Origin of the sequence: Pseudomonas sp. IT-232MI5 (genome assembly GCF_949767845.1) — a bacterium.
Lineage (GTDB): Bacteria > Pseudomonadota > Gammaproteobacteria > Pseudomonadales > Pseudomonadaceae > Aquipseudomonas.
This window is the reverse complement of sequence record NZ_CATKQE010000044.1, coordinates 233,848-250,152: the sequence shown is the minus strand read 5'-3', so window position 1 is coordinate 250,152 and position 16,305 is coordinate 233,848. Positions and strand designations below refer to the sequence as shown.

Here is a 16,305-nt window from a genome sequence, read left to right as displayed (position 1 = left end):
GAAACTGTCGTTACTCGGCGATCAGCGCTTCGACCTTGACGATCTGCGCTTGCAGCGTGGCCATGTCGGCGCAGCGCAGGTTGGCGTGGCCGACCTTGCGCCCGGCCTTGAAGGCCTTGCCGTAGTGATGCAGATGGCAGTCTTCGATGGCGATGACTTTCTCAACCGGCGGAACCACACCGATGAAGTTGAGCATCGCGCTCTCGCCGACCTTGGCCGTCGACCCCAGCGGCAGGCCGGCAACGGCGCGCAGGTGGTTTTCGAACTGGCTGCATTCGGCGCCTTCGGTGGTCCAGTGCCCGGAGTTATGCACGCGCGGGGCGATTTCGTTGGCTTTCAGGCCACCGTCGACTTCAAAGAACTCGAACGCCATGACGCCGACGTAGTCGAGTTGCTTGAGCACACGGCTCGAGTAGTCTTCGGCCAGCGCCTGCAACGGGTGATCGGTACTGGCAACCGACAACTTGAGGATGCCGCTGTCGTGGGTGTTGTGCACCAGCGGATAGAACTTGGTTTCACCATCGCGAGCACGTACGGCGATCAGCGAGACTTCACCGGTGAACGGCACGAAGCCTTCCAGCAGGCAGGACACGCTGCCCAGCTCGGCAAAGGTGCCGACCACGTCTTCCGGTTTGCGCAGGACTTTCTGGCCCTTGCCGTCGTAACCCAGGGTGCGGGTTTTCAGTACGGCCGGCAGGCCGATCGAAGCCACCGCAGCGTCCAGATCGGCTTGCGACTGAATGTCAGCGAAGGCCGGAGTCGGGATGCCCAGGTCCTTGAACATGCTCTTTTCGAACCAGCGATCGCGAGCGATGCGCAGGGCTTCGGCGCTCGGGTAGACCGGGACGAATTGCGAGAGGAATGCCACGGTTTCGGCCGGGACACTTTCGAACTCGAAGGTCACCAGATCGACTTCATCGGCCAGTTGGCGCAGATGATCCTGATCGCCGTAATCGGCCCGCAGGTGTTCGCCCAAAGCGGCCGCACAAGCGTCCGGCGCAGGGTCGAGGAAAGCGAAGTTCATGCCCAGCGGAGTGCCCGCCAAGGCCAACATGCGACCCAACTGGCCGCCACCGATTACACCGATCTTCATCTCAACAACCTCAGGCAATACGTGGGTCTGGATTGTCCAGGACGCTGTCTGTCTGCTCGGCACGGAAGGTTTTCAGTACCGCGTGGAACTGCGGATGCTTGGCGCCGAGGATGCTCGCCGAGAGCAGGGCTGCGTTGATCGCGCCGGCCTTGCCGATGGCCAGGGTGGCGACCGGAATGCCCGCTGGCATCTGCACGATCGACAGCAGCGAGTCGACGCCCGAGAGCATGGCCGACTGCACTGGCACCCCCAGCACCGGCAGGTGGGTCTTGGCCGCACACATGCCTGGCAAGTGGGCTGCGCCACCGGCACCGGCGATAATCACCTCGATGCCGCGGCTTTCAGCCTCTTCGGCGTACTGGAACAGCAGATCCGGGGTGCGGTGAGCAGAGACCACTTTGACCTCGTACGGGATGCCGAGCTTTTCCAGCATATCGGCGGTGTGGCTAAGGGTGGACCAATCGGACTTGGAGCCCATGATCACGCCAACCAGTGCACTCATCGTCGCGCCTCTTCTCTCTGGAGCGCCCGCAGGCGCGTCATAAAACAACAAGCCACGCAGGTTGCGTGGCTTGATTGTACGAAAAATGGCCGGACGTGCCGGCCGAAGGCCGCGCAGTATACCGCAAAGAAAGCAATAAACAGCCCCCTGCGCGACCATCCGTCATCTGCCGCAAATGCCCGGTTTTATTGACCTGAAGGTCAGCCAAAAAGATCAAAAGATCGCAGCCTTCGGCAGCTCCTACAGGGATATGCATTCCAATGTAGGAGCTGCCGAAGGCTGCGATCTTTTCAGGAGGCTTGCGCAGCGCCGCCTTCGAGCTTTCGCCACAGCAGGCGCACGTTGGCTTTGCGCACTAGAGCGCAGCGGTACAAGCGAATCTCCAGCGGCACATGCCATTGCGGGCCGCCGCAGACCACCAGTTCGCCACGGGCCAATTCCGCGCGCACGCTCAGCTGTGGCACCCAGGCAATCCCGAGACCTTCCAACGCCATGCTCTTCAGACTGTCAGCCATCGCGGTTTCGTAAATAGTGGTAAAGCGCAACTGCCGCTGACGCAGCAATCCATTCACCGAGCGCCCGAGAAACGCTCCGGCGCTGTACGCCAGCAACGGCACGCTGGCATCACCTTCCAGATCGAACAGCGGCTTGCCATCAGCATCCGCCGCGCACACCGGCAACATCTCGGTCTGGCCCAAATGCAGCGACGGGAAAATCTCCGGGTCCATCTGCATCGCCGCGTCCGGGTCGTAGAACGCCAGCATCAGATCGCAACCACCTTCACGCAACGCATGCACCGCGTCACCGACGTTGGTGGCGACCAAGCGAGTGGCGATGTTCAAACCTTCATTACGTAGTTGTGCGATCCAGCGCGGAAAGAAACCCAGCGCCAGCGAGTGCGCCGCCGCGACCTGCATCACTTCGCCCTGCCCGCCTTCCAGATGATGCAGATGACGCAGCACTTCACCGAGCTGTTCGACCACGGTGCGTGCGGTCACTAGAAACAACTGCCCCGCCGCCGTCAGTTCAACCGGCGTGCGCGAGCGATTGACCAGGGTCAGCCCCAGCGCAGCCTCCAGACTGCGGATCCGCCGGCTGAAGGCCGGCTGGGTCACGAAGCGTCGCTCGGCCGCCTGCGAAAAGCTACGGGTGGCGGCCAGAGCACTGAAGTCCTCGAGCCATTTGCTTTCCAGATTCATCACGTCCTCCCGGACACGCACCAAAACAGGTCACACGTCTGCCGCGCACGCGGCGTCACACGGGCATTATGCCGAATGTGCATAGGGCAGTGCTGAACAGCATTGGCCCAAAATTTCCTACAAGCCTAGCATTCGCAGCGTTCCGGCACAGACCGGGTCCATATCGAGATGATTTCTATCATGTCCTCCGCTGCATCTTTCCGCACAGAAAACGACCTGCTTGGCGCCCTAGAAGTACCGGCTCAAGCGTATTACGGCATCCAGACCCTGCGAGCGGTGAATAACTTCCGTCTCTCCGGCGTTCCGATTTCGCATTACCCGAAACTGGTTGTCGGCCTGGCAATGGTCAAACAGGCCGCTGCTGACGCCAACCGCGAGTTGGGTCATCTGAGCGAAGCCAAGCACGCTGCCATCAGCGAAGCCTGTGCCCGATTGATCCGCGGTGATTACCACGAAGAGTTCGTGGTCGACATGATTCAAGGTGGCGCCGGTACCTCCACCAACATGAACGCCAACGAAGTGATCGCCAACATTGCGCTGGAAGCAATGGGTCACCAGAAAGGCGAGTACCAGTACCTGCACCCGAACGACGACGTGAACATGGCGCAGTCGACCAACGACGCTTACCCGACGGCGATCCGCCTGGGCTTGCTGCTCGGTCACGACACCCTGCTGGCCAGCCTCGACAGCCTGATTCAGGCATTCGCCGCCAAGGGCAAAGAATTCGATCACGTCCTGAAAATGGGCCGTACCCAGCTGCAAGACGCCGTGCCGATGACCTTGGGTCAAGAATTCCGTGCCTTCGCCACCACCATGGGCGAAGACCTGGCCCGTCTGAAGACGCTGGCCCCGGAACTGCTGACTGAAGTAAACCTGGGCGGCACCGCGATCGGTACCGGCATCAACGCCGACCCGCGTTATCAAGCGCTGGCGGTACAGCGTCTGGCCCTGATCAGCGGTCAACCGCTGGTTCCGGCGGCCGACCTGATCGAAGCGACTTCCGACATGGGCGCCTTCGTGCTGTTCTCCGGCATGCTCAAGCGCACCGCGGTGAAGCTGTCGAAGATCTGCAACGACCTGCGCCTGCTGTCCAGCGGCCCACGCACCGGCATCAACGAAATCAACCTGCCAGCGCGTCAGCCAGGCAGCTCGATCATGCCTGGCAAGGTCAACCCGGTTATTCCGGAAGCGGTTAACCAGGTGGCGTTCCAAGTAATTGGTAACGACCTGGCGCTGACCATGGCAGCCGAAGGCGGCCAACTGCAACTGAACGTGATGGAGCCGCTGATCGCTTTCAAGATCTTCGACTCGATCCGCCTGCTGCAACGCGCCATGGACATGCTGCGCGAGCACTGCATCGTCGGCATCACCGCCAACGAAGCGCGCTGCCGTGAACTGGTCGAGCACTCGATCGGTCTGGTTACCGCTCTGAACCCGTACATCGGCTACAAAAACGCCACCCGTATCGCCGGTCTTGCTCTTGAAAGCGGCCGCGGCGTGCTGGAACTGGTGCGCGAAGAAGGCCTGCTCGACGAAGCCATGCTCGCCGACATCCTGCGCCCGGAAAACATGATTGCTCCGCGTCTGGTTCCGCTGAAAGCCTGAGCCGACACGTTACTTGTAGCACCGCTCACCAGGTCGAGGGACTAGACACCTCTCACCTTTTGAGGGCTTGGGGATTTAGTCCCCAAGCCCTTTTTTTTAACTTTCTGACCCTGAGACCCGTATGTCTGGGGATTGCTCGCTCTGACAGAAGAGCAGTTCCTGCACAAGCCCGGCGCCGGTAACGCCGGGTGTTTCAAAGCCTCGTTTCGTCGCTTGCACCACGACTGTGCAGACGGGCGCGCCACTGATCGGTATAGTGCCGCCCCTCTTCGCATGAGCGGTCGTCGGTAACGAGGCCATAACCCATGTGAAACCCGAACTAATAACAAACCCGCGAAATGGATCCGGGACGAAACCCTCGCCTCACCTGTTGTGCCGCGCGCAAACCGGTGTAACGCGATGTTTCCGACCTTCCAGCATTTGCTCACACAAAAAACAGCGAGGAAAAATCCATGCTCGAAGTCATTAACGACTTCCTCTCAGGGAAAGTACTGATCGTGCTCATTGTCGGGCTCGGTAGCTACTTCACGATTCGCTCGCGTTTCGTTCAATTGCGTCACTTCTTCCACATGTTCGCGGTGTTCCGCGACAGCCTCAAGGGCAGCGCCGGGCAACTCAGCTCGTTCCAGGCCCTGATGCTCAGCCTTGCCGGCCGCGTTGGTGCGGGCAACATCGCCGGTGTCGGCATCGCCGTGACACTCGGTGGTCCAGGTGCGGTGTTCTGGATGTGGGTGACCGCACTGGTCGGCATGTCCAGCAGCTTCTTCGAGTGCACCCTGGCCCAGGTCTACAAGCGCGCCGATGGCGACGGTCTGTACCGTGGTGGCCCGGCCTACTACATCCAGCACGGCTTGAAGCTCAAAGGCATGGCGGTAGTGTTCTCGGTCCTGCTGCTTGTCACCTACGGCTTCGCCTTCATTGGCCTGCAGTCCTACACCGTGACCCACTCGCTGCAGAACGCCTTTGAATTCAACCCACAACACACCGGTATCGTCCTGGCAGTGCTGCTGGCCATTACCTTCATTGGCGGCATCAAGCGTATCGCTTCGGTGTCCGACCTGCTGGTACCGATCAAGACCCTCGCCTATATCGGCGTGACCCTGTACGTAATCGGTACTCAGATCGAACACGTACCAGCCATGCTGGAAACCATCTTCAAGAGCGCCTTCGGCCTCGACCCGGCCTTTGGCGGCCTGCTCGGCAGCGCCATCGTCATGGGCGTGAAGCGTGGCGTGTTCGCCAACGAAGCGGGCCTGGGCAGTGCGCCGAACGTCGCCGCCGTGGCCGCCGTGAAGCACCCGGGCGCGCAGGGCGTGGTTCAGGCCTTCAGTGTGTTCCTCGACACTTTCGTGATCTGCACCTGTACTGCGCTGCTGATCCTGCTGTCGGGCTTCTACACCCCGGGCTTCGAAGGTGACGGCATCGTCCTGACCCAGAACTCGCTGGCCGCCGTGGTCGGTGACTGGGGTCGCATGTTCGTCAGCGTCGCGCTGTCGCTGTTCGTCTTCACCTGCATCCTCTACAACTACTACCTGGGCGAAAACAGCCTGCAGTTCCTCACTCGCAACCGCGCCGCGCTGATGATTTTCCGCGGCCTGGTGCTGGCGCTGGTGGTATGGGGTTCGATGCAGGACCTGTCGACCGTGTTCGCCTTCGCCGACATCACCATGACCTGCCTGGCCTTCGTCAACCTCGTGGCCCTGGCCATGCTGTTCAAGGTCGGCATGCGTGTGATGCGAGACTACGATGCGCAACGCCGCGCCGGCGTCAAACAGCCGGTGTTCGACTCGAGCAAATTTGCTGATCTGGACCTCGACCTGAAAGCCTGGCCGACCAATCCGTCTGCCGCTGTCGGCAAGACTGAAGCCGAGCCGCAAGGCGTGCCTGCAGCGCAACGCTGACAGGTGAATGACGGGCGCATCCCCTGCGCCCGTCAGTTATTGTGGTGCAATAACTTGTCGGAGTTTGCCTGCTCGCGATAGCTGTCTTTCAGCCAACATCAACGCTGGATGATGAACCGCCATCGCCAGCAGGCTCGCTCCCACAAGGACCTCATCCTTTCGGAGAATCCCCATGAATTCGTCGACCTACCCCGCCGCCCAACACGTCATGGTGCTCTACACCGGTGGCACCATCGGCATGCAGGCCAGCGCCAATGGCCTGGCCCCGGCGTCCGGTTTCGAAGCGCGGATGCGCGACTATCTGCACAGCCAGCCTGAACTCGTCGTACCGCAGTGGCGCTTTCGCGAGATGTCGCCGCTGATCGACAGCGCCAACATGACCCCGGCCTACTGGCAGCAACTGCGTGAAGCGGTGGTCGATGCCGTTGACGTGCAAGGCTGCGACAGCGTGCTGATCCTGCACGGCACCGACACGCTGGCCTACAGCGCGGCAGCGATGGGCTTCCAGCTGCTGGGGCTGAATGCCCGTGTGTGCTTCACCGGTTCAATGTTGCCGGCTGGCGTTACTGACAGCGATGCCTGGGAGAATCTCAGTGGCGCACTGGTTGCCCTCGGCCAAGGCCTGGCGCCCGGTGTGCATCTGTACTTCCACGGTGAACTGCTGGCGCCAACCCGTTGCGCGAAGGTGCGCAGCTTCGGCCGTCATCCGTTCAAACGACTTGAGCGTCAGGGCGGCGGTGTCAAAGCCTCTTCGATTCCAGCGTCGTTGAATTACAACCAGCCGAAACAGCTGGCCAAAGTTGCCGTGCTGCCGCTGTTCCCGGGCATCAGCGCCGAAGTGCTCGATGGCCTCCTCGACAGCGGCATTCAAGGCCTGGTGCTGGAGTGCTACGGCAGCGGTACCGGGCCGAGCGACAACCCTGAGTTTCTGGCAAGCCTTGGCCGCGCACGGGATAACGGTGTGGTGGTGGTTGCAGTGACGCAGTGCCATGAGGGTGGCGTCGAGCTGGATGTTTACGAGGCTGGCAGTCGCTTGCGCGGTGTCGGCGTATTGTCCGGTGGTGGCATGACTCGCGAGGCCGCGTTCGGCAAGTTGCACGGCCTGCTCGGTGCAGGCCTTGAAACTCAAGAAGTGCGTCGGCTGATCGAACTGGATCTGTGTGGTGAGCTACTCTGAGCATGGCTCTGGATCGGCCCTCACCCTAGCCCTCTCCCGGAGGGAGAGGGAACTGACCTTAGTGTCTTGCGCTATACGCCGATCTGAAAAAAACAGTCGATTATGGATTCGGCAGCGTTTTTTCAGGTCGGCGTATCTCGCCAATATCCCCCAATCGGCCCCCTCTACCTTTGGGTGAGGGCTGGGGTGAGGGGCTGCTGCGGCATGCAACTTGCTGCGATCCAGCCATCTCAAGGCTGGAAGATCCTATGCTCCACTCCCACCTCACCACCCTCAACGCCGTGTCGCTGATCCTCAACACCTTCAAGGCCGAAGGCCTGTCGAGCGAGGCATTGCTGGCCGGCAGCGGCATCAGTGCGGCGGATCTCAGCCGTGCCGACACGCGCATCACCACCAATCAGGAGATGCAGGTCTGCGCCAACGCCGTCGCGCTCAAGCGCGATATCGGCCTAGAACTGGGCCGGCGCATGCACGTGTCCTGCTATGGAATCCTCGGTTACGCGCTGCTGACCTGTGCCACCTTCGGTGACGCTTTGCGCCTGGCGATCCGTTATCCGGCGCTGCTGGGAACACTTTTCGAACTGAGTCTGGAAGACGACGGCGAGCGCGTCTGGTTCGTCGCTGCCGATTATCGCGAGAGCCCGGCGATGGCGGTGTTCAACGCCGAGTTCTGCCTGGTGTCGCTGAAAGTCATTTGCGATGACCTGCTCGGGCATCCGCTGCCTTTGCTCGCCACGCGCTTCGAACACGCCGCGCCGGACTATCGCGACAGCTATGCCGAACACTTCAACTCACCGTTGCACTTCGCGGCGAAGGACAACGCCTTTGCCTTCGATCAGCACTGGCTCGACCAGCCGCTGCCGTTGGCGGATGCCATCACCCACCAAGCCATGGCCGAACGTTGCCGAAAGCAGAATCTTGAGTTCACCGGGCGTCAGGCGTGGCTGGGGCGGATTCGACAGTTACTCAGCGCGCAACTGAATGCAGCACCGGGACTGGAAGGTCTGGCGCAGCAGATGAAGTGTTCGCCACGCACCTTGCGCCGGCATTTGAAAGATATGGGCAGCAGCTATCAGGAACTGCTCGATGAGCTGCGTTTCGAGCGGGCCAAGCAGATGTTGTGTGAGGATCAGTTGCCGATCTATCGCATTGCCGAAACGCTCGGGTTCAGCGAGACCGCCAGTTTCCGCCATGCCTTTGTGCGCTGGAGCGGCGTGGCGCCGAGCCAATTCCGGGCCTGAAGATCAAAAGATCGCAGCCTTCGGCAACTCCTACAAGGGATCGGCGTAGGAGCTGCCGAAGGCTGCGATCTTTTGATCCTAAAGGGGCAATTTCGGTCAGTGTTTTTGGCCATATCCATCCCCTTTTGGCCTTTCCTGCCGTTTTCCGATTCGCCTCACGCCGCAACACTGGTGGCAACCGAATCAGCCCTGCGGAGAACAACAAATGCTGACGATCTACTCGGACGATCACCACCTGCACCATGGCCGCTGCGAGCTCATCGATGGCCAGCTCAAGCCGTGCTTCGAGATGCCGTCGCGCGCCGACCATGTGCTGCAGCGCGTTAAAAACCAGAATCTCGGCCCGGTCGAGGCACCGAAAGATTTCGGCCTGGAACCCCTCGCCCGTATCCACAGTCGCGACTACCTCGACTTCTTCAAAGGCGCGTGGGATCGCTGGACTGAATTCAACACCGACGGTGATCTGCTGCCCTACACCTGGCCGGCGCGCACCCTGCGTGCAATCAAACCGACCAGCCTGCATGGTCAGCTCGGTTATTACAGCTTCGACGGCGGCGCACCGATCACCGCCGGTACATGGCAAGCGGCCTACAGCGCGGCGCAGGTTGCCCTAACTGCACAAGCGCAAATCCAGCGTGGCGCGCGCAGTGCCTTCGCCCTGTGCCGCCCACCGGGACACCACGCCGCCAGCGATTTGATGGGCGGTTATTGCTACCTCAACAATGCCGCCATCGCCGCGCAGGCTTTCCTCGATCAAGGTCACAAAAAAGTCGCGATCCTCGATGTCGACTATCACCACGGCAACGGCACGCAATCGATTTTCTATACGCGCAGCGACGTGCTGTTCACCTCGATCCACGGCCATCCGGAGGCGGAATTCCCGTTCTTCCTCGGCTACGACGATGAACGTGGCGAAGGCGCCGGTGAAGGCTTCAACTTCAACTATCCGCTGCCCGCCGGCTCTGGCTGGGAGGTATGGAGTGCGGCGCTGGATCAGGCCTGCAACGAGATCGAGCGGTATGGCGCCGACGTGATTGTCGTGTCGCTGGGTGTCGACACTTTCAAAGATGACCCGATCTCGCAGTTCAAACTCGACAGCCCGGATTATCTGGCAATGGGCAAACGCATCGCTGCACTCGGCAAGCCGACATTGTTCGTCATGGAGGGCGGTTACGCTGTAGAGGAAATCGGCATCAACGCAGTGAACGTGCTGGAAGGCTTCGAACAATAACCATAGTCCCGTCGCAACCGTAAAAACCAGACCCGCCCGGGCGGGTCTTTTTTCGCCCGCAATATGTATGTACCGCACGCGCGCCGCAGCCCGCCTCTACCTTGCCCGGAACCGTCGCCCTTTCGGCGCGGCCATCAGAGCAGGAGTTGCCCATGCCCGAAATCCCTTCGCCCAGCGCCGTCGATGTCGTGACCCAACTGGTGACCGGCCCTTCGCTGCGAGAAGTCGCGTCGAAAACGCTGCGCCCGGCGCTCAGGACGTTGTATCCCGACCTCGATCTCGACCCGCAACTGGCCATGGTCGTAAGACCGACCTGGGTCATTGAGAATGATCAAGTGGTCCCCGGTCGCCATCTGATCGAATCGCTGACCGACACTCTTGTACGTCTGGGCCTCTCCGGCACCACGGTGGCGTATCTCGACGGTGAGCATTATCTGACCTTGCAACCGGACCTGCCGTCCGCCATCCAGCTGCCGGTAAAAATCAGCGCAATCGGCAAGCTGCTCAATGAACTGGCACCGTTGCTGTTCATCGCCTACAAGGAACAGCAGGTCAATTACTGGGACGATTTCACCTATCCGGGGCAGCCGCGCTGGCAGCAGTTGTCACAAGCCTTGCGCAATTTGTGGAAGATCGACGCGAACCCGGACTGGGACGCCGACCAGCGCGCCATGGCCGAAGCGCTTTACACGTTCCCGGATAAACACCAACGACTGCCCACCGACCGATACAAGACCCGCGCCTGCCTGATTGATCTTGACCGCGGCGAGGGCGACGAGCAGAACCACGTGAGCCTGCTCGATACGGCTGTACTGATCGGCACCCACGACAAACGTACGTTGATCATGACCCACTCGGTGCTTAAAGGATTCGAGTGTTTTGAATCGTTGGCAAAGCTCGGAGAAGCCCTGCCGCGTCGTTACTGGAAAGGTGCCTCCGGGACCGGGTTGAAATGGCGACTGGTCGAACCGCAGGGCGATTTCTTCGACTATCAGGCCTGCACACTGGTTGCCCTGGAAGCAGAAGCGCTGGGTGCGATCAATTATTTCCAGGGCTCGAGTTCCAGCGAGCTTTATCCGCACGCCGGGACTGTCGGCAATCCCCGCGAGCCGACACCGCGCCTCAAGCCTCACATCGATCTCTTGCGTCCGATGCTGCCAGCCTGGCTCGACAACGCCTCTCCCGCCGATCAAACCCGTTACAGCCGGCACCTGCTGGATCTGACCATGGTGCAGCACACGAACAAGGGAAAATCATTTCAGAGCGAAGTCATCAGCCTGCAAGCGTTCACCCGTGATGCCTTGAAACAACAGATCGCCAAGGATCATCCGCAGGCCGGCGAGGTGAGGATCGATGACATCGAAATCAGCATCACCAGCCTGGTGGTCTGGGGCACATTCGTCTTGCCGGGTAACACGCAGACCCAGACGCTGTCGCTCATCGAGCTGGCCCTGCAAAACCTCGCAGGGCAGCCAGCAGGCAATAAGACCGTTGGTTACAAGGATGGCGGCGCGGCGCCTGAGTGGGTGACTGCAAGCTACCTGGAACAACTGGTCAGCAGCGTCGATATCGGCCAGACCTACCCGGCGTACCTGCAAAACCTGCTGATTGACGACACAGAGCAGGCGTCGGCACTGCAAGCGCTCTACACCAGCCAGTTGCCCATCGAACTGCCGCTGCTGGCGTTGCAGCACAAAATACAAGGCAAGGCCGGCATCACTGAGCAGGGTTATCGCTATGTGGTTGCCGCGCTGGCAAACACCAGCGATGAGCGTTATGTCGATCGCGATGAAATCGTCATTCGCCCGCTGGGGTTCGTTGCCCATCGCAGCCGCTCACAGGCGGACACCGTCAATAACATGTTCGTCATCGGCCCGCGCGAGACGGACAAGGGGCCGTGTCTGCTCTATCGACCGCTGTTCGAAAAAGCACTGATGCAATTTCCCTCGCACGCCAACCTGCTGTACGAAATCCAGCATTCACGGGATCTGCGCGAGTCGGTCCTGGCCTGGTTGCCGGACGACGTGCGCTTCGACTACAGCCAGTTCGTCTTCACCGCCCGATTGCCTTCTGTCTGGACGATCCCGCAATTGCTGGTGAACCCTTTGACCGCCCTCGACATGTCCGGCCCCGTTGCACTGGCGACAACAACGATTAACCACGATGTACTCGCGACCCTGCATAACAGCAACGTGCAGGCAGTCATCACCCAGGCCGACCGCCAATCGGTCTCTGACGCAGAAGCACGCTGGGTCACGCTTAAACACGGCGGCTGGATGCTGTTCAACGCCGCCTTGCCGTTCCTCGGGCGCAGCGTCGGCACGGCGGCGTGGATCTGGCAGATCATGGACGACCTGCAAGAAATCAGCGATGTGGCCAATGAGCAATCCGGCAAGATTGCCTGGACGGCCCTCACCGACATTCTTCTGGCCTTGGGCATGGTCCTCGCCCATCGCGCAGCAATGGGCGACAAGCCAATCAGCGAGTCGATCCCGCAGGAAGAACCGCCCCCACCGTCACCACCGACCTCGTCGTCAGCAAACCTTTGCAGCTGCCGGACGTTTCCAGCACTGCACTGCCCATCGCGCATGAGATGGTGGTGAACCCCTTCACTGCTCTGAAACGATCCCCGGTCGCACTGGCAGCGCTGCTCGACAGTTTACAGATCGCCAAACCCAGAGGCATCGGCGACGCCGCCAGGGAGGGTACGCACAGGCACCTTTATCCCCGCCAGAAACAATGGTTCGCCCCCGTCGGCAAGCGCTGGTTCGAAGTCATGTTCAATGAGCACGCCGAGGTGCAGATCATCGACTCACGTCAGCAACCGCCGCGTAACGGGCCGCAGCTGACTCGCACCGCCAACGGTCAATGGGTGGTAGACCTTCGATTGCGCCTGCGCGGCGGCGGACTCGACAGCGCCCTTGAGGCTGTTCAAGACGTCAACAAAATGGATGCCGGGCAACTGACCGCCGAAATCAGCGCATTCGATGCAACGATGCAAACCAAGCAGGTTCAGCGTGACGCCGACCATAACGCCTTGAGCAATGCGCTCGGGGAAGCCCGGGCACCGGCGCGCGAGCAGTATCTGGCGACACTCGACGCACAGCACAAGGCGTACGGCGCGAACATTGAACAAATCAAGGCGTTGCATCTGAAGGAGCCCATTCCCAACTACCGCATCGTCATGATCCAGCGCCTGGAGATGCAGCTTTTTCTCGGCCAGGAATGGCTCGAACTGCACTCCACAGAGTTCCAGGCCAACCTCAAGACAATGCAGACAATGCTGGCCAATGAAGGTGATTTCGCCGTACAGGCGTTTGTTCAGACCTTCGAAAAGATGACCGATCAGACCCAGGCGATCATTGAAAAAATGGAGATGGCCCAGAGCCGTTTTGACGAACTGAAGTTGTTGGGGAAAAAAGCTGTCGAGGTGCTGCAAACCTATCGCGAGGCGTTACCGAAATATGAACTGAACGACCTCAAACTGTTGCAGATCAGTCTCGGCCAGGAAATCTGCATCAAGGCCGCTGCCACGGCGGACACCGCCAATGCCTATAAAACGCTGGGCAGTCTCATCGAAGACGCCGCGCTGAGTATCCAGAGCACGTTGAATCTGACCGCGGATGAAAGCCTGGAAAATCTGCGCGAACGCACGGATGCCCTGAACAATGTGGCCGAACAATTTTCTGCCATCAATCAACGCTTTGGCGATCTGCTGATCGACTACCCCGAGCAGATCAATACCGCACGCCTGGAGCATGTACGCAGCCGGGTGAGCGCGTTCCAGGCCCGCACCGAAAGCAAACTGGTCGAACTGCTGCGCTACAAGCACTTGCTGGAACCGGGGCCGGGGCCTTCCAGACCGAGATCAGCCTCTTCATCGACGCGACGGATCATCAAAACCAAATCCAGGGGCACGGTGGTCGGCGAACGGAAAAAGAGCCTCGAAGGCCCGGATACCGACCTGGTGGAAGTCCGAACCACGTTGACAGGGGTCATCGCCACGTTCAAGGAGGAATCGCCTGGTGTCTGGGTCGAACAGCGCACGGCGAAACCCCAGCCGCCCAAGGCCCGCCCCTCCCTGAGCAGCAGCGTTCGTGAAGGTCAGGCCCTGATCGACGGTTTGGCCCGCTTTCACCGACGTATCGAAGCACAGCTCAAACGAGGACGGCGGATCCCTGTCGAGGTCGAGGAGCAATACCACACGCATGCGGCCGTCCTGCGGGAAGCCAACGCGGCAATCGATGAAGCATTGACTGCGAGCAACCTGACAGCCGACCTCAAGAAGCCGACCGAAGAACTCGGCCACAAGCTTGACGACGCTGCCAATAAACTTGAAGAAAAAGGTACCAGCACCCGTATCGGCATGGTCAAGCAACAGCTACCGACTGCCGCAGGAGTGCAGTGGCTCAAGGACAAGGGCGAAGTCCGGATTGCACAAACCGTGACGCGACGCAGGCTCAAAGGTCAGGCCAGGGATTTCCTCGACGAGTACGAAGTACGCGACGCCCACACCAACAAGGTGTTGTGTTACGCACATTTCCATTACAGCAGTGCAGAGGCGCCCGTCGGGCCCTTCCCCGTCGGCCATATGAAAACCGTGGCGCAGCGGCGTATGGGAGGTGCCTATGAGCCGCGCTTTCTGAACAATCAGGCGCTGATCGACATCCATCGCAGCGGCATTTCCGACAAATCGGCGAAGGCACTGTTTCTCACGCCTTCCACGCCTGCCGTAACCGGATCAACGCTGCGTTGATTGCCGGTTCAGGGACAGCGGCAAAGCCCAGGACCAGCCCGGCACGCTGGTCCAGCGGCGTCGTCGAGTCCGGCAGCCAGTAACTGCTCAAGCCGTTGATCTCGACGTCGACGCCAGCAGCTTGCGCAATCAACTGCTGCTCGCGCTCGATGCTGTCCACGGCCACGGTCAGGTGCAGCCCGGCAGAGACGGCGGGCAAATCACCCACCCCGGCGATGGCGGTTGGCCAACCGTCGAGCAAGGTGTTGCGCCGGCTCAGCGCGGCACGGCGCATGCGCCGGATATGCCGCTGGAAATGCCCGGCCGCCATGAACTCAGCCATCACCGCCTGCGTACTCACCTCGGAATGCCGGACATCCACCGCCCGGCGTTGCGAGAACGCATCCACCAGCCCCGGCGGCAAAACCAAATACCCAAGGCGCAGCGCCGGAAACGCGACCTTGCCGAAAGTGCCGACATACAGCACGCGGCCCTGTCGATCGAGTGCCGCCAACGGTGCCAGCGGCGCGCCGGTGTAACGGTATTCGCCATCGTAATCGTCCTCGACGATCCAGCCTTGGCAGCGCTCGGCCCAGGCGAGCAGTTCGAGGCGTCGCGCCAGGCTCATCACCACGCCGGTCGGGTACTGATGAGAGGGCGTGACATACGCCACGCGACAATCCCCGGTGGCCGACAGCGCCGAGCAATCCATGCCCTCTTCGTCTACGGCAATACCGTGCAAACGAGCGCCCGCCACAGCGAACGCATGACCGGCCGCGCGGTAGCCAGGATTTTCGATCGCGACACCGTCGCCCGGCGCCACCAGCAACTGTGCACAAAGACTAATGCCTTGCTGTGCGCCGCTGGTGATCACAATTTGCTCAGGTGAACACTGCATGCCGCGCGAACTGCGCAGATAGGCAGCGATCATTGCACGCAGGCGCGCATCGCCGGACGGATCGCCGTAACACAGTTGCTCCAGATCCGGTTTACGCCAGAAAGCCGCATTCAGCTTGGCCCACACCTCGAAGGGGAATAGATCAAACGCCGGAACACCCACCCTGAATGCTCGCGGCGGACCACTCGGGGGCCGGGCCAAATGGTTCTTTTCAATGCGCGAAAAATTATCACTGTGGATAACTTTACTGGATGGAATCACAGGTAAATCCAGCCAATTTGTGGATAAGGCTGTGGGTAAGCCTGTTGAAAACCCTGTGGATACTTTTGTGGATAGTTTTTTCGTTGGGGTCGTCACGGGCATCAATTGGGCGACGTAGGTGCCATCCCCTACCCGCCCCTCAATAAAGCCTTCGGCATACAGTTGATCGTAGGCGCGCACCACACTGTTGCGGGAGATCCCCAACGCCGCCGCCAGATCGCGACTGGCCGGTAACCGTGTACCACTCGCCAGCCGTCCATCCAGCACACGCAGGCGCAACGCCTGATAGAGCTGGCGACTCAAGCCCTGGCGCCGATCAAGCTCGATACCGGCAGGGTTGAATGGCATGGACAACGTTGGCGAATCGGGCATGGCAATGGACCTATGAAATTGGTCATCAATGGCTCTTACAACAGACCAATAGCCTGCCTACGATGCAGGCATTCGCCAAGGAAAATTTGT

11 protein-coding genes are annotated in these 16,305 nt (G+C 60.5%); 7 read left to right on the top strand and 4 right to left on the bottom strand.

Annotated elements, in window-relative coordinates; translation table 11 throughout:
• Nucleotides 1–10: 10 nt before the first annotated feature.
• The 3 genes from ACM6JQ_RS19615 to ACM6JQ_RS19605 all read right to left on the bottom strand — a co-directional run bounded on the left by ACM6JQ_RS19615 (nucleotide 11) and on the right by ACM6JQ_RS19605 (nucleotide 2,794).
• Nucleotides 11–1,093, bottom strand: a complete 1,083-nt coding sequence (locus ACM6JQ_RS19615; protein WP_007920221.1) for a 5-(carboxyamino)imidazole ribonucleotide synthase — start codon at nucleotides 1,091–1,093, stop codon at nucleotides 11–13.
• Between the two features lie 10 nt (nucleotides 1,094–1,103).
• Nucleotides 1,104–1,595, bottom strand: coding sequence for a 5-(carboxyamino)imidazole ribonucleotide mutase (gene purE, locus ACM6JQ_RS19610; RefSeq protein WP_007920220.1), 492 nt, complete (start codon nucleotides 1,593–1,595; stop codon nucleotides 1,104–1,106).
• Nucleotides 1,596–1,885: 290 nt separating this feature from the next.
• The gene (locus tag ACM6JQ_RS19605; RefSeq protein ID WP_007912103.1) at nucleotides 1,886–2,794 is read right to left on the bottom strand and encodes a LysR substrate-binding domain-containing protein; all 909 of its coding nucleotides are present in this window, start codon (nucleotides 2,792–2,794) and stop codon (nucleotides 1,886–1,888) included.
• A 180-nt stretch (nucleotides 2,795–2,974) separates the two neighbouring features.
• Here ACM6JQ_RS19605 and aspA point away from each other — a divergent pair, with 180 nt between their 5' ends.
• The 7 genes from aspA to ACM6JQ_RS19570 all read left to right on the top strand — a co-directional run bounded on the left by aspA (nucleotide 2,975) and on the right by ACM6JQ_RS19570 (nucleotide 14,705).
• Complete coding sequence (gene aspA / locus ACM6JQ_RS19600) at nucleotides 2,975–4,399, top strand: aspartate ammonia-lyase (RefSeq protein ID WP_007912102.1); 1,425 nt, start codon at nucleotides 2,975–2,977, stop codon at nucleotides 4,397–4,399.
• Between the two features lie 452 nt (nucleotides 4,400–4,851).
• Nucleotides 4,852–6,300: an alanine/glycine:cation symporter family protein gene (locus tag ACM6JQ_RS19595; protein ID WP_007912101.1), complete on the top strand. Its 1,449-nt coding sequence runs from the start codon at nucleotides 4,852–4,854 to the stop codon at nucleotides 6,298–6,300.
• Nucleotides 6,301–6,472: 172 nt separating this feature from the next.
• A complete protein-coding gene (locus ACM6JQ_RS19590; RefSeq protein WP_414894539.1) occupies nucleotides 6,473–7,477 on the top strand; it encodes an asparaginase in 1,005 nt (334 codons plus the stop codon).
• Between the two features lie 248 nt (nucleotides 7,478–7,725).
• Nucleotides 7,726–8,718 carry an AraC family transcriptional regulator gene (locus ACM6JQ_RS19585; RefSeq protein ID WP_095113187.1) on the top strand — a complete coding sequence of 331 codons (993 nt, stop codon included), beginning with the start codon at nucleotides 7,726–7,728 and terminating at the stop codon, nucleotides 8,716–8,718.
• 205 nt (nucleotides 8,719–8,923) lie between these two features.
• Entirely contained in the window at nucleotides 8,924–9,949 is a 1,026-nt protein-coding gene (locus ACM6JQ_RS19580) for a histone deacetylase family protein (RefSeq protein WP_095113186.1), read from the top strand.
• Between the two features lie 152 nt (nucleotides 9,950–10,101).
• Entirely contained in the window at nucleotides 10,102–12,552 is a 2,451-nt protein-coding gene (locus tag ACM6JQ_RS19575; RefSeq protein WP_414894538.1) for a dermonecrotic toxin domain-containing protein, read from the top strand.
• Nucleotides 12,549–14,705 carry a hypothetical protein gene (locus tag ACM6JQ_RS19570; protein WP_414894537.1) on the top strand — a complete coding sequence of 719 codons (2,157 nt, stop codon included), beginning with the start codon at nucleotides 12,549–12,551 and terminating at the stop codon, nucleotides 14,703–14,705. Before ACM6JQ_RS19575 ends, ACM6JQ_RS19570 begins: the two co-directional genes overlap by 4 nt.
• Here the strand turns inward: ACM6JQ_RS19570 and ACM6JQ_RS19565 are convergent.
• Nucleotides 14,662–16,215: a PLP-dependent aminotransferase family protein gene (locus ACM6JQ_RS19565; protein ID WP_414894536.1), complete on the bottom strand. Its 1,554-nt coding sequence runs from the start codon at nucleotides 16,213–16,215 to the stop codon at nucleotides 14,662–14,664. The two genes, ACM6JQ_RS19570 and ACM6JQ_RS19565, sit on opposite strands and share 44 nt — an antisense overlap.
• Between the last annotated feature and the right edge of the window lie 90 nt (nucleotides 16,216–16,305).

Coding starts and splice junctions, on each gene's coding strand:
- ACM6JQ_RS19605 (WP_007912103.1), bottom strand. CDS start 2,794: ATGAATCTGGAAAGCAAATGGCTCGAGGACTTCAGTGCTCTGGCCGCC.
- aspA (WP_007912102.1), top strand. CDS start 2,975: ATGTCCTCCGCTGCATCTTTCCGCACAGAAAACGACCTGCTTGGCGCC.
- purE (WP_007920220.1), bottom strand. CDS start 1,595: ATGAGTGCACTGGTTGGCGTGATCATGGGCTCCAAGTCCGATTGGTCC.
- ACM6JQ_RS19615 (WP_007920221.1), bottom strand. CDS start 1,093: ATGAAGATCGGTGTAATCGGTGGCGGCCAGTTGGGTCGCATGTTGGCC.
- ACM6JQ_RS19590 (WP_414894539.1), top strand. CDS start 6,473: ATGAATTCGTCGACCTACCCCGCCGCCCAACACGTCATGGTGCTCTAC.
- ACM6JQ_RS19595 (WP_007912101.1), top strand. CDS start 4,852: ATGCTCGAAGTCATTAACGACTTCCTCTCAGGGAAAGTACTGATCGTG.
- ACM6JQ_RS19580 (WP_095113186.1), top strand. CDS start 8,924: ATGCTGACGATCTACTCGGACGATCACCACCTGCACCATGGCCGCTGC.
- ACM6JQ_RS19585 (WP_095113187.1), top strand. CDS start 7,726: ATGCTCCACTCCCACCTCACCACCCTCAACGCCGTGTCGCTGATCCTC.
- ACM6JQ_RS19575 (WP_414894538.1), top strand. CDS start 10,102: ATGCCCGAAATCCCTTCGCCCAGCGCCGTCGATGTCGTGACCCAACTG.
- ACM6JQ_RS19565 (WP_414894536.1), bottom strand. CDS start 16,215: ATGCCCGATTCGCCAACGTTGTCCATGCCATTCAACCCTGCCGGTATC.